The 12,796-nt window shown below is 71.4% G+C and carries 9 protein-coding genes and 2 pseudogenes; 6 read left to right on the top strand and 5 right to left on the bottom strand.

Going from position 1 to position 12,796, the window contains the following annotated elements; all coding sequences use genetic code 11:
• Window positions 1-190: 190 nt before the first annotated feature.
• Complete coding sequence (locus QNH85_RS03135; RefSeq protein WP_282944558.1) at window positions 191-646, bottom strand: MarR family winged helix-turn-helix transcriptional regulator; 456 nt, start codon at window positions 644-646, stop codon at window positions 191-193.
• A gap of 131 nt (window positions 647-777) precedes the next feature.
• Here QNH85_RS03135 and QNH85_RS03130 point away from each other — a divergent pair, with 131 nt between their 5' ends.
• The 3 genes and pseudogenes from QNH85_RS03130 to QNH85_RS03120 all read left to right on the top strand — a co-directional run.
• Window positions 778-1,983: an MFS transporter gene (locus QNH85_RS03130; RefSeq protein WP_282944556.1), complete on the top strand. Its 1,206-nt coding sequence runs from the start codon at window positions 778-780 to the stop codon at window positions 1,981-1,983.
• A 152-nt stretch (window positions 1,984-2,135) separates the two neighbouring features.
• Window positions 2,136-4,865: pseudogene (locus QNH85_RS03125) on the top strand (cation-translocating P-type ATPase); the annotation flags it as partial.
• Between the two features lie 51 nt (window positions 4,866-4,916).
• Window positions 4,917-5,474: pseudogene (locus tag QNH85_RS03120) on the top strand (type II toxin-antitoxin system Phd/YefM family antitoxin); the annotation flags it as partial.
• Between the two features lie 7 nt (window positions 5,475-5,481).
• Here QNH85_RS03120 and QNH85_RS03115 read toward each other — a convergent pair.
• The 4 genes from QNH85_RS03115 to QNH85_RS03100 all read right to left on the bottom strand — a co-directional run bounded on the left by QNH85_RS03115 (window position 5,482) and on the right by QNH85_RS03100 (window position 9,385).
• Window positions 5,482-5,814, bottom strand: a complete 333-nt coding sequence (locus tag QNH85_RS03115; protein WP_346016288.1) for a hypothetical protein — start codon at window positions 5,812-5,814, stop codon at window positions 5,482-5,484.
• Between the two features lie 202 nt (window positions 5,815-6,016).
• Window positions 6,017-7,759: a hypothetical protein gene (locus QNH85_RS03110; protein ID WP_282944555.1), complete on the bottom strand. Its 1,743-nt coding sequence runs from the start codon at window positions 7,757-7,759 to the stop codon at window positions 6,017-6,019.
• Complete coding sequence (locus tag QNH85_RS03105; protein ID WP_282944553.1) at window positions 7,759-8,826, bottom strand: hypothetical protein; 1,068 nt, start codon at window positions 8,824-8,826, stop codon at window positions 7,759-7,761. The genes QNH85_RS03110 and QNH85_RS03105 overlap by 1 nt, the downstream gene beginning before the upstream one ends.
• Before the next feature lie 109 nt (window positions 8,827-8,935).
• Window positions 8,936-9,385 carry a hypothetical protein gene (locus tag QNH85_RS03100; protein WP_282944551.1) on the bottom strand — a complete coding sequence of 150 codons (450 nt, stop codon included), beginning with the start codon at window positions 9,383-9,385 and terminating at the stop codon, window positions 8,936-8,938.
• Window positions 9,386-10,064: 679 nt separating this feature from the next.
• Between QNH85_RS03100 and QNH85_RS03095 the strand changes: the two genes are divergently transcribed.
• The 3 genes from QNH85_RS03095 (at window position 10,065) to QNH85_RS03085 (ending at window position 12,692) form a co-directional block, all read left to right on the top strand.
• Window positions 10,065-10,490 carry a hypothetical protein gene (locus QNH85_RS03095; RefSeq protein WP_282944549.1) on the top strand — a complete coding sequence of 142 codons (426 nt, stop codon included), beginning with the start codon at window positions 10,065-10,067 and terminating at the stop codon, window positions 10,488-10,490.
• A 135-nt stretch (window positions 10,491-10,625) separates the two neighbouring features.
• Window positions 10,626-12,038 carry a HEPN domain-containing protein gene (locus tag QNH85_RS03090; protein WP_282944547.1) on the top strand — a complete coding sequence of 471 codons (1,413 nt, stop codon included), beginning with the start codon at window positions 10,626-10,628 and terminating at the stop codon, window positions 12,036-12,038.
• A gap of 249 nt (window positions 12,039-12,287) precedes the next feature.
• On the top strand, window positions 12,288-12,692 hold the full coding sequence (locus QNH85_RS03085) for a hypothetical protein (protein ID WP_282944545.1): 405 nt from the start codon (window positions 12,288-12,290) through the stop codon (window positions 12,690-12,692).
• Window positions 12,693-12,796: the final 104 nt, after the last annotated feature.

The following is a 12,796-nucleotide window of genomic DNA, read 5'->3' as shown; positions in this document are numbered from 1 at the left end:
CGATCTCCTCGCGCTGCGCGTCCGCCGCCTGCTGGTCCTTGGTCGTGTGCTCCATGACTCGCCCCCCTCGATCCGGATCCGTTCACCCATCCTGCTGGGCGAATTGCCCGGTTGCACCCCCTGCGGGTGAACAGCACGTAAAACATGGCGAGGATCACTCGCCCGGGGCCCGGCCCGCCGGGCGGACGCGTCAGACGGCGGCGGCCACCGGCAGCGCGTGCAGCGCACCGACGAGCGGCGCCAGCTCGGGCGCGGCCTCCGCCTGCGCGAGGGCGTCCGCGAGCGCCGCGTCGTGCGTCGGCCGGGCGGCGCGGAGCAGGGCCTCGCCGGCCGGGGTCAGCTCGGTGTAGATGCCGCGCCGGTCGTCCTGGCACAGGATGCGGGTCAGCAGCCCGCGGTCCTCCAGCCGCGTCACCAGCCTGGTCGTGGCGCTGGCACTGAGCGCGGCGGCCCGGGCGAGCTGCTGCATCCGCATGTGCCAGCCGTCCTGGCGCGAGAGCGCGTCGAGCACGGTGAACTCCACGACGGACAGCTCGTGACCGGACTGCAGCGCGCGCTCGAGCGCCCCGTCGATCAGCCCGTGCAGCGCCGCGAGCGTGCGCCAGCCCTGCGCGCGCACCTGCACGGCGTCGTCGGCGATCCCCATGAGTGCCTCCTCGTCCGGGAACCATCGTAGCGCGCTTGCGCCGATAGGACGCGCGTGCAAGCATCTTCGTTGCGTCCGCAACTAGTGCAGACGCGGGATGTTGCACCAGCTGCACCAGCACGGAGGATCGGATGCCACTCGCCCTGCTCGCCCTCGCCGTCGGCGGCTTCGGGATCGGGCTCACGGAGTTCGTCATCATGGGCCTGCTGCCCGAGGTGGCGGCGGACTTCGGGGTCACGGAGCCGGTCGCCGGCTACCTCATCTCCGGCTACGCGATCGCCGTGGCCGTCGGCGCGGTCGGCCTGACCGCCGCGGTCACCCGGTTCGACCGCAAGCGGGTGCTCGTCGGGCTCATGGTCCTGTTCATCGCGGGGAACCTGCTGTCCGCACTGGCCCCCACCTACGGCGTCATGATGGGCGGCCGCATCCTGGCCGCCCTGTGCCACGGCGCGTTCTTCGGGATCGGCGCGGTCGTCGCGGCGGGCCTGGTCGCGCCGGAGCGGCGCGCGGGTGCCGTCGCCACCATGTTCGCGGGCCTGACGACCGCGAACGTGCTGGGCGTGCCGTTCGGCACGCTGCTCGGCCAGGAGCTCGGGTGGCGGTCGACGTTCTGGGCGATCACGGCGATCGGCGTCGTGGCGCTCGTCGGCATCCTCGTGCTGGTCCCGGCCGCCTCCGCCCAGGAGGGCGCCCCCGCGACGAGCGTGCGCGACGAGCTCGCGGCGTTCCGGGAGCCGCAGGTCTGGTGGTCCGTGGTCATCACCGTGCTCGGCTACGGCGGCATGTTCGGCGGGTTCACGTACATCGCGTTCACGCTGACCGACGTCTCCGGCTCCGCCTCCTCCACCGTCCCGTGGCTGCTGGTCGTGTTCGGCGTCGGCATGTTCGCCGGCAACCTCCTCGGCGGACGCGGCGCCGACCGGGCGCTCACCCCGACCCTGGTCGGCGTGCTCGCCGCGCTCACGCTCGTGCTGGTCGGGTTCGCCCTCACGGCGGGCAGCCGGCCCCTCACCGTCGTCTGGCTCGTGCTGATGGGGGCGTTCGGCTTCGCCACCGTCCCGGGTCTGCAGATGCGGATCATGCGGCACGCCGCCGGTGCGCCCACCCTCGCGTCCGGCGCCAACATCGCCGCGTTCAACGTCGGCAACGCGCTCGGCGCCTGGATCGGCGGCCTGACGATCGGGGCCGGCCTGGGCTACACCTCACCGCTCTGGGCCGGCGCGGTCATCACCGTGCTCGGCGTCGTGGCGCTGCTCGTGGCGTCCGGGTTCGAGCGTCGCGCCGCCGCGTCGCCCGCCGTCCCGTCCACCCCCGAGCCGGCCGTCGCCGCCTCCTGACCGCCGGGACCACCGTCCCGCACGGGGGTGCCGCGGGGCGTGGCATCCCGCGCGCGACGCCCCGCCCGTCGTCCCCAGGGACACCGCGGGGCTCGATCCCGACGGACGGGGCGTGCCACGATGGCCGGGCAGCCGACCCGTCAGGTGGTGACATGACGACGACCTCCGTGCCCGCGACAGCCTCGTCCGCGAGCCCCGCAGCACCCGCCCCCACCCCGTACGCCGAGCCGCCCGCCGCCGTCCTGGCGCAGCTGCGCTCGGACCCGAGCGGCCTCAGTGCCGCCGACGCGGAGCGCCGGCTCGCCGACGTGGGGCCCAACCGGCTGCCCGCGCCGTCCCGGCCGAGCGCCCTGCGCCGGCTCCTCGGGCACTTCGACGACATCCTCATCTACATCCTGCTGGCGTCGGCGGTGCTCAAGGCGATCCTCGGCGACTGGATCGACTTCACCGTGATCCTCGCGGTGGCCGTGATCAACGCGGCCGTGGGGTTCCTCCAGGAGGGCCAGGCCGAGCGCGCGCTCGACGGCATCCGCACGATGCTCTCGCTCGACGCCCAGGTGCGGCGCGACGGGGAGTGGCGGGTCGTCGACGCCGAGACCCTGGTGCCGGGAGACGTCGTCCGGGTCCGCTCGGGCGACCGCGTCCCCGCCGACCTCCGCCTGATCGAGGCGACGAACCTCCAGGTCGAGGAGGCCGCGCTCACCGGCGAGTCGGTCCCCGCGGCCAAGCACGTCGACGCGGTCGGCACCGACGCCGGGCTGGGCGACCGGGCCTCGATGCTCTACTCGAGCACGATCGTCGCGGTGGGCACCGGCGTGGGCGTGGTCACCGCGACCGGCTCCGGCACGGAGATCGGGCGCATCCAGTCGATGATCGCCGAGGTCGACCACCTCGACACCCCGCTGTCCCGGCAGCTCGCGCGGTTCGGCCGGACGCTGTCCCTCGGCATCCTCGCGATGGCGGCGTTCATGCTGGTGGTCGGCCGGGTCATCCACCAGTGGGACATCCCCGACCTCGTCTCGGCCGCCATCGGGTTCGCGGTGGCGGCGGTCCCCGAGGGCCTGCCCGCCCTGGTGACCGTCACGCTCGCGCTCGGGGTGCAGCAGATGGCCCGGCGCAACGCGATCACGCGCAAGCTCACCGCGGTCGAGGCCCTCGGCTCGGTGACGACGATCTGCTCCGACAAGACGGGCACGCTCACCAAGAACGAGATGACCACCCGGACCGTGGTGACCGCCGCCGCGACGTACCAGGTGGAGGGCCTCGGCTACGCGCCGGAGGGCCGCATCACGCTCGACGGCGCCGCCGCCCCGCTCGACGCGCACCCTGACCTCCGGGCACTCGTCACGGCCGCGGCCGCCGCGAACGACGCGCGGATCGTGCAGGAGAACGGGCAGTGGAAGGTCGTCGGGCAGCCCACGGAGGGGGCGATCGCCACCCTCGCGCTCAAGGCCGGCGCGGACGTCTCCGGGGTGGAGCGGCTGGCCGAGCTGCCGTTCGAGTCCGCGACGAAGTTCATGGCGACGCTCGACCGCGTGCCCGGCTCGGGCACGCGGGTCCGCACGGTCGGCGCGCCCGACCGGCTCCTGGACCGGTGCAGCCACCAGCGGGGAGCGGACGGCCGTGCCGAACCCCTGGACCGCGCCCGCTGGGAGGGCGTCATCGACCTGCTCGGCGGCCAGGGCCTGCGCACGCTCGCGGCAGCGGAGCGGCCCGCCGCCGACGACGCCACGTCGCTCGACGCGGCGGACGTCGAGGAGGGCCTCGTCTTCCTGGGCGTCTTCGGCATCGTCGACCCCCCGCGGCCGGAGGCCGTGCAGGCCATCGCGGACTGCCACCGCGCGGGCATCCGCGTGAAGATGATCACCGGCGACCACGCCGGCACCGCGACGGCCATCGCCCGCGAGCTCGGCATCGTCGCGGCGGACGGCGACGTGCACGCCCTCACCGGGGCCGAGCTGGAGGCGATGACCCAGGAGCAGCTGCGCACGCGCGTCCGGGACGTCGACGTCTACGCGCGCACCAGCCCCGAGCACAAGATCCGCATCGTCCGCGCCCTGCAGTCGCACGGCGAGGTCGTGGCGATGACCGGGGACGGCGTGAACGACGCACCCGCGCTCACCCGCGCGGACGTCGGCATCGCCATGGGCATCAAGGGCACCGAGGCGACCAAGGAGTCCGCCGAGATCGTCCTGGCCGACGACAACTTCGCGACCATCGAGCGGGCCGTGGAGGAGGGGCGGCGGATCTACGACAACATCCGCAAGTCCGTCGTGTTCCTGCTGCCCACCAACGGGGCCCAGTCTCTGGTCATCCTGGTGGCGGTGCTGTTCGGGCTCACGCTGCCGCTGGCGCCCGTCCAGATCCTGTGGGTCAACCTCGTCACCGCCGTGACGCTGTCGCTCGCGCTGGCGTACGAGCCGGCCGAGCCCGGCGTCATGTCGCGTCCGCCGCGCAAGCCGGGGGGCTCGGTGCTCTCGCGCGAGTCGCTCGAGCACGTCGTCGTCGCGTCGCTGCTCATCGGCGGCGCGACGCTCGGGGTGTTCGCGATCGAGCGGGCGCGCGGCACCGCCACGGACGTCGCCCAGACCACGGCGGTCACGATGCTCGCCCTCGGGCAGCTCGCCTACCTGTTCAACTGCCGGTTCCTCGGCGAGTCGAGCCTCACGCCGCGGGTCTTCCGCGGGAACCGCGTCGTGTGGATCGCGTCCGGCGCGCTCGTCGTGCTGCAGCTCGTGTTCACGTACGTGCCGTTCATGCACTCCTGGTTCGACTCGGCGCCCATCGGGCCGCGCGAGTGGGCGCTGACGCTCGGGTTCGCGATCATCGTGTTCCTGCTGATGGAGGCGATGAAGGCGGTCACCCGCGCGCAGGACGCCCGTCGGCTCTCGCGCGACGCCGCCGCCGCAGGCCCCGGCGCGGTCGCCGTCGAGGAGGCCGGTGCGCGCCTGCCGGAGCTGGTCCGGTCCGTGGAGCACGGCGACGAGGTCACGCTGACCCGCGACGGCAAGCCGGTCGCGCGGATCGTGCCGGCGCGGGCCGCCCCGGCGCGGCGCACCAGCGGCCGCCGCGGCCCGGCGGTCGCGCCCTCCGCGACCACCACCGCGATCCAGCTCACGCCGCCGCCGGCGGACGCGACCGCGGACGCCGCCCCGGCGCACCGTCTGGCGGGGGACGCCCCCGGGGCCGCGGCCGCCGCGGCGGAGGCCCCCGCTGCCGACGTCGTGCCCGAGGCCCCCGCGGCCGAGGCCCCCGCGGCCGACGTCTCCACGCCCGACGCCGCTCCCGCGCAGCCGGAGGTCACCGGTGCGCGCGCAGCGGGCGGACGACCGACGGGGTCCACCGACGCGACGATCGTCCTGGAACCCGTCGACCCGGACGGCACCCCCGCGCCCGGCACGCCGACCCGGCGACGCGAGCGCCGGAGCGCGACGGCGGCGACGGAGCAGCTCGGCCAGGTGGACCCGGACGGGCGGACGACGGACGGCTGACCGCGGCTCAGCCGCCCGCCGCGTCCTCCCGCAGGGCGGGCGCGAGCGTGAGCGCCGCCTGGACCAGCGCCAGGTGGCTCAGCGCCTGCGGCAGGTTGCCGAGGAAGTCTCCCGTCCTGGCGTCCACCATCTCCGGCCACACGCCCACGTCGTTCGCGAGACCCAGGAGCTCGTCCATCCACTCCCGCGCCTCGTCGGTGCGGCCGACCAGCGCGAGCGCGGACACCCCCCAGAACGCGCACGCGACGAACGCCCCCTCCTCGTCCTGCATGCCGGAGTACCGGTGCAGCAGCGGCCCGTCACCGAGCTCGGCCCGCAGCGCGTCGACCGTCCGGCTCATGAGTGCTTCGTAGAGCCTGGTGGGGGCGGGCGTCGGGTCGGCGCTCCCACGAGTCTGCGTCAGATCTCCAATGGTGTTCGCTGCGGTCTCACGGACAGCAGGCAATGTGCACCTTGACCTGCCGCTTCTTCGCCATGGGATCGGCCGGGTGGCCCGCGAGGGTTTGCGGGCACGCGAGGTGACGGTGTCAAAACTCCAGCGGTCAGGGGTTGCGGAGGCGTTCGGCCGCGATGATCGCGTCGCGGCGGCGAGCGGCAGCGACGCGAGGAGAATGCGGGAGCAGGTCGACGCTGCCCGGGTTCTCGGCGATCTTCTCCATCTCCGCGATGGACACGAGCGCGCAGACCAGCGCGAACGCGACCGAGACGCGGGCGCGGCCCATCATCAAGATGGAGTCGCGCTTGAAGCCGCCGATGTCGCGGCGTTTCACCGAAGCGTTCGGGCGTTCGTTCGCGGATCGGTTGACCATCATGTGCTCGGCGTGCTCGAACGAGCCGCGCAGAAACTGGTCGATGTTCTTCATGTACGTGGTAGGCACGACGACGCGTGAGTACGTCGTCCGGCACACGACGGGGAGCTCGTCGTGCGGGGTGTCGACCGGTGGGGCGTCGTACGCGAACGGGCGTCGGCCGGTCGGGTCGGCGGAATCGGGGACCAACGGGCAGTCGCACGTCTTCGCCGCGCCGGGACAGATGACCGGGTAGGCGACCTTCCCTTCGAGTTCGTGACCCGGAGGGTAGATGTAGGGGACGCCGTTCGTCGGCATGATGAACGGGGTGATCTCGTCGACCACGTCCTGGCGGTGGCGAAGCTCTTCGGGAGTGGCGTTGTCGATGTCGATCGGTTCGAGGAACCGGTGGGGTAGGTGCCTGCGGGCGGCCGCGCAGCACAGCTTCCCGCCGATGAGGAAGGCACCCTCGGGGAGTGCGTAGCCACGCTTCGGGGGCTTCTGCTTGTTCGGGGCGACGCACAGATACCTGAGCGACAGCATCGCCGGGGCGAACTTGACCTTCGTGGAGTAGCCCATGTCGGTGTAGATGCGAGCGGGACGGTTGTTCTGCGGGCCGAATCCGTTGGCGATGTGCATCTTGATCGCGGCGACGGCGGCTTCCACGTCGGTCTCGCCGCGCGCCTCGCGGGCTCTGAACCCGGTGATGACGTTCGGGACGCGCCTCTCATGGGGCATTGACGCCATCTGGGTCATCACGAACATGTGCACCCACAGAGAGAAGTGGTTGCTCTTGTCGAATCGCCATGCCGAGTCCGGGTCCGCCGAACCCATCTTGTCCATGCGGGTGCCGGTGCCGGTCGTGATAGCCCACGCGTCCTGCCAGGTTTCGTCGAGCTGGACATGCCCGCGGTAGTGCTTCGGGCGGGCGCCCTCGCAGCCGGCAGCGATGATCAGCGTGTGAGCGTGGACCAGGCTCTCCTCACGGGCGGCGAGCTCGGCCTTGCGGTCCGCGGACAGGCCCGCGAGGCGGCGCATCCGGACGGCGTTCTTCTCGTGGACCATCCGGGGGTGCGGCGACGAGTCAATGGGAATGAACATCTCGTCGTAACGCCGGGAGATCCGGTCGTACTCGTTGGACCGGAACCCCAGGTTCGACATGCGGGCGCGGGCGGTGTCGCTGAGCTGGCCGGTCATGCCCACGTCGTCGAGCTGTTCGGGGGTCATGTGCCAGATGACGTGCAGGATGTTCGTCAGGGTGACCTGGCGGTCCTCGACGAGGCACATGATCTCGGCGGCGAGCATCGCCCTGATCGTGTACGTGCGGACCGGGCGACGTCCCGGCCCGGGTTCCCCTGGACGGCGCTTGGGGTGCAGAAGCGCGACCCGCTCGTCGAGGTACAGGTCCAACTTCGAGCGGTTCAGGACGATCAGGGCGAGGCGGAAGGCGTTCTCGTGCCAAGACTCGGAGATCCAGTCCGCGAGGCGTTTGGGCATCAGGGCGTCCCTTCGGAACCGGGCACCGGCCTGTTGCGGGCGAGGATGTGGATCTGCTCGTCCAGCCCGGGACGGGTTGCGTGCCTGGCGAGGTCGGTGAGGGCGGTGGAACCGGGAGACATCTGCCAGGACTCCACGAACGCCATCACGTCAGTGGACTCCAGGCCGCGGATGAACCAGTTGTCGGCGGCCCGCTGGATCCGGAACCGGCCGAGGGACGGATCGGCCTGGAACAGCTCAGTGACGAGGTCCTCCCAGGGGGCTTCACCGTTGCGGGTCGGGCACACGAGTCGATGGTCCGGCCCGACGCTCTGCGCTCTCTGCAGGAGCCGGTCCGCGGTGTCACCCGTCACGGGACGGTCGACGGACGGCAGACGGCTGTTTGCGCCGACGAAGTGGATGACGGCACCCTCGACTGTGGGCGTCACGTCACGGCCGAAGGTGTGACGAACCTGGTTGGCGCGGGCGCCGGCACCGTAGGTCAGGTCGAGCAGGGCGAGCGCGTTCGTGCGTGCAGGCTCAGGCAGGCCGCGAGCGGTGACGTACTGGCGGGCCGCTTCGGAGTCGGTGTGCGGCTCGCCCCTCGGTGGCTTCTTGAACCTCGTCGTCTTCGCCCATCCCGGGACCCCCGCGGCGTGAGCGAGGTGCCGGACCGCGGAGGAGATCCGGCTGAGGGTGCGCTCGGAGTACGTGATGTCGTGCGTCACGACGAAGTGGTTCACGGCGCGCGGGTCGAACAGCTCCCGCGGACGCAACGGCAGGCTCAGTCGCAGCGGTCGGGCGAGGTACGACAGCAAGAACGACAGGATCCGCTTCACGGAGTCCGCTGACATCGACGTGCGCAGGAACAACGGCAGGAGCAGCTGGCGGAACTGGTCGAGCTGTTCCGCTGTCACCCTGGTCGACTGGAAGTGCATCACGACGAACACGACCTGCTTGTCGCGGGTGTCGGCTTCGGCCCACTCCTGCACTTTCGCCTCCGCGCGGACATGCGCGTCCTCGTGTGCGTGGTCTCGGTGCCGGTCGTACGGCGCGCTGTGGCTGCGCGATTTCCCCCGGGCCATCACGCACCACCTGACGCGTGCTGACCCGCAGCCAAGGCGACCGGGGCTGCGGTTGCGGGGCGCTTCTCGCTTCGCGCGGACGTAGCGTCCACGCTCAGGATGGGGCGCACAGTCAGCTCACCGCGTCGATGTCAGGGGTCGTCAGCCAGCCTCGGCCGGAGACGCGGACGAGCTCGCGCACGAGGTTGTTCATGTGGACGAGCTCGGCGCTCGGGCAGTCCCGCACGACGTCGGCCCGCTCGTCGTTGATGTGGCCCGTCATGGACACGAACGTGAGCTCGGCCGGGCTCAGCCCCCACAGCATCGCCAGGACACCGCTGCTGGTCAGCCGGAGCCGGAAGCCGCCCCAGCGCATCCCCGGGTGGCAGGCCGCGAGGTTGTGCATGTGGACCGCGACGATCAGCGCGCCCACGGTGTACGGGTTGGTCCGCAGCAGGAACGACGCGGTCAGGTCGTTGCGGATCGCCCTGGTCAGCGCGCGGGTGGTCGCCACGACCTTGGGCGACAAGATCGCGTCGGTGAACAGGGCCTGGTGGTTGTCGGTGAACGAGACGTTCGACATGGTGTTCTCCTTGACGGTGGCCGATCCCGGTGCCCGAGGTCGACGTGTGTCGAGGAGTGCTGCTGGGCCGTAGTGGCCGACCGTTCCGGCCTAGCGCGAGCCCTTCCCCGCCTGGTGCGGCGGTCGCGGTGGTGGGCGCCGGCTCACGAGCGGGCCGGACGTCGCATCGGCGAGGAAGGGCGGGTGCGTGCAGCGCCGCCGCCCACGCCGGATGTTCCCGGCGCAGGAGTGTGCCTGTCGGTGGGGTGCTGCAAGATGGCCCATGCGTCACTCCGTGGCCTTCTAGGTGGCTCTGTGACGTGGCGAGGCCGTCTGAGACGGTTCGCCGCCGGTCTCGCCGTGCCCCGGCGAGACCGGCCCTCACCACGTTTCTTCGGCTAGCAGCATGCCCATGATGCTCCCTGGCCCCCACTGGGGCAAGCATGCTCCCGTTCCCCGCGCGTCGGACGACGTGGTGCGTTGTCGATCAACTACTACATCGTGTCTATACATGGGATCGATGACACGACAGGGAAAGCGACCGCGCAGTCTGCCTCGATCGAGGCTCGGCCCCGATTGGGGCCACTCGCGCGAGTCGCCCCCGTAGCCCGAACCCCGATCGGGGCACGCCCTTGCGCGGACGGCACCCGCCCCGTCGAGGTCACGACATCCGTGCTGGTCCGCTGCTATACAGGGCGTCATGAGCAGCACGAGCCGGGACCCCGAGGATCCACCGCTGCTGCGCCCGCGCGACTACTTCGCGCACGGTGACTGGCCTGACGGCGAACGACTTCCGGGCAGTCCCATCGGCGCCCGGTACGCCGCGGACGCCGCAATCCGCATCCGCGCGTGGGCGACCGAGCACGGGACCCTGTCCAACGGCATCGGGCTGCTGGCCGTCAAGACGGGCGTCCCCCGCGGGACCCTGCGCCACGTCGTCGCCGGGGACCGTTGGCCCGGGCTGAACACGATCGCGACCATCGAGTGGACGCTGGGGTACCCAATCACCGGCCTGCTCGTGGCCTACGGGCGCGAGAAGACCTCAGAAGAGAACAGGAACCTCCGCCATCCCCTGCAACGTCGTCCAAGAAGCCCGGTGTCCGACGAGGACCCCGCCGGCGACTGACCCGGCGCACCGCTGGTGCGGGCGCGCTGATGCAACGAACGTCTCGTGGACGCGCCCCCTGGCGCGCGCCGAGCGACGCTGGGAGCTCTAGCCGCGGCGCCGATGGTGCCGCTCGTCGACGCGGAAGGGACATGCATGACCGACGACAAGCTCTGGGGACGGTTCTGGCTGCCCGAGGGGCAGGACCAGTCGGTCGGCGGGTGGCTCGACCTGTCGGGGAGGTGGCCGCGGTTGGAGCTCGCCGATCCGCTCACCGGCGACCGGCTCACTCCGACCGGCGATGGTGGATGGAAGCGGGACGTCACCGCCGGGTCCGATCGTATCCCCGTCGTACACGGCATGCTGCGCGCCGCACCGAACCGGATCACGCTCATCGACGCACACACCGTGAGCCGGCAGCGCAACTGGGGCAGCGGGGTCCCGGACCCGGGCACTCAGGCACTCAGAGCCGACCATGCGGTCCGGGGACTGTGGTCGGGCGGCGCCGAGCAGACGTTCACGATCGTCGAGATCCGACTGAACCACCTCGACGAATGGGCTGAGTTGCCAGGTCTGAGCCTTGAGATCGAGGACAAGCCGAACGGCCGGGTGTCGATCGCCCACGAGCCGCAGGACGTGACACCTGTCGCTGTCCGCGACCCCGCAGGGACGCTCACGTTGACGTCGCGGAACCCGCTGCCGAACTTGACCTTCCGCGGAGCGCGTCTGGACCGCGGAGCGTACGTGCGCTGGGAGGCCGATTCCGGCGACCCCGGCCTGACTGTCGACCAGATCCTTGCTCGCCTGGTGGGCCCGATGGTCCATGCCGTCTCGACCGCGATGGATGCACGCTGCCTTCCCGAGTCGGTGCGCGTAGCACGCGCGGACACTCCGCTGGCTGATCTGCACTTCGCCACGCGGGTCGATCCGGAGCCGGAACGAGCACGTGTCGCCATCGGGTCTGATCTGCTCACCCGCACGCACTTTGGTCTGACGCACCTGGCCACCTGGTTGGAGCGGGCACCGGTCCTCAACCCGATCCCGGCGGTCCTTCTGCAGTCGTTCAGCGATCCGGACCGTCCGATCGAGAGCCAGGTGCTGGATCTGGCGACCGCCGCCGAGGGTCTGCATCGCCGCCTGCACCCCTCGGACCGGCGCATGTCGCGCCGCCAGGCCGACCGCGCCCGCAAGCTCGCGCGCGACGCTGTCGACGCCGATCTTCGCGACCTGGTCAACGAGGCGCTCACGCACCTGGGCGATTGGTCGTTCCGTGACCGGCTGCAGAGCCTGGTGTCGACCGCGCGGGCCGTGCCCGTCGACGTCGTCGGCAACGCCGACGAGTGGGTGGATGAGGTCGCCAAGGCCAGGAACGGGTTCGCGCACCAGCTGACGGCATCCAGCACCCGTCCGATCGAGGACGAGATCCGTCACTACGCCCGGCTGCGGGATTCGCTGCGCTGGTTGCTGTCGCTCGTCTTGCTCCTGGACGCCGGTGTCGTGCCGGCTGTGCTTGGCGAGCGGCTCGCACAGCACGAGCGTTTCCGCCGCCTTCGTCGCCGCGCCAGCTGATCGAAGCGCCGCGGCTAGCGCGTGCCGTTTCGGATCGCCCGCCGCCCCCGCGCTCGGCCGATCCGGATCATTCTCCGTCGCGTCTTGGTGACGTCCCGTACATCTGCGATCCTCGGTCCGACGCCTGGACCAACCAAGAGCAGGAGCTGCACGGTGCCTCTATATCGGACCGTGACGGCACCGTTAGCGAACTCTCCGGTCGTCACGAACATGGCCGGAGAGCCAGACCTGTGGACGATCCTTACGTCCGTGGCACCCTTTGTCGTCTCACTCGTGGCCCTCACTGGTGTTGTGTGGTCCTCGATGCACTCGGCCCGGACAACACTGAGAGCGGAGGACAAGCGAGCCGCAGCGAGCATCGTCGCCGAGGACCGGCGCGCTGCTGCTGCGCTCGACGCCGAAGATCGCCGGCACCGCAACGCGATCGACGTGGAGGTGCGACGCAGCACTCTGGCGTCTCGGCACACCTTCTACACCGAGACCGAGCGGGCGAGGAAGGCACTGTCCGGCGAGGTGTTCGAGTTCTCCGATCTGGTCGAAATCGACGAGTTCTGGTTCGAGCGCGCGCAGCAGCGCCTGGACGTCCTGGACGAGGCCGTCGACGAGCTGTCGCGCGTCCGCGACCGGCATCGCTGTACGGCTCGAAGGCGATGAGCAACGCCTGCTCGGACGTGTGGTGCCAATCCGTCCTGGTAGCGCATGCGGCGTCCTCGCCGCGAGCGCGCCGAGCGCTCGGTTCTCGCGGCGCATCGGCATCG

Origin of the sequence: Cellulomonas endometrii (genome assembly GCF_949769265.1) — a bacterium.
GTDB lineage: Bacteria > Actinomycetota > Actinomycetes > Actinomycetales > Cellulomonadaceae > Cellulomonas > Cellulomonas endometrii.
The sequence above is the reverse complement of the archived record's forward strand: the minus strand, read 5'-3'. Positions and strand labels throughout refer to the sequence as shown.

Bases quoted from the DNA above. Each gene is read 5' to 3' on its own strand.
- QNH85_RS03135 (WP_282944558.1), bottom strand. From the start codon at position 646: ATGGGGATCGCCGACGACGCCGTGCAGGTGCGCGCGCAGGGCTGGCGC.
- QNH85_RS03130 (WP_282944556.1), top strand. From the start codon at position 778: ATGCCACTCGCCCTGCTCGCCCTCGCCGTCGGCGGCTTCGGGATCGGG.
- QNH85_RS03115 (WP_346016288.1), bottom strand. From the start codon at position 5,814: ATGAGCCGGACGGTCGACGCGCTGCGGGCCGAGCTCGGTGACGGGCCG.
- QNH85_RS03110 (WP_282944555.1), bottom strand. From the start codon at position 7,759: ATGCCCAAACGCCTCGCGGACTGGATCTCCGAGTCTTGGCACGAGAAC.
- QNH85_RS03100 (WP_282944551.1), bottom strand. From the start codon at position 9,385: ATGTCGAACGTCTCGTTCACCGACAACCACCAGGCCCTGTTCACCGAC.
- QNH85_RS03095 (WP_282944549.1), top strand. From the start codon at position 10,065: ATGAGCAGCACGAGCCGGGACCCCGAGGATCCACCGCTGCTGCGCCCG.
- QNH85_RS03090 (WP_282944547.1), top strand. From the start codon at position 10,626: ATGACCGACGACAAGCTCTGGGGACGGTTCTGGCTGCCCGAGGGGCAG.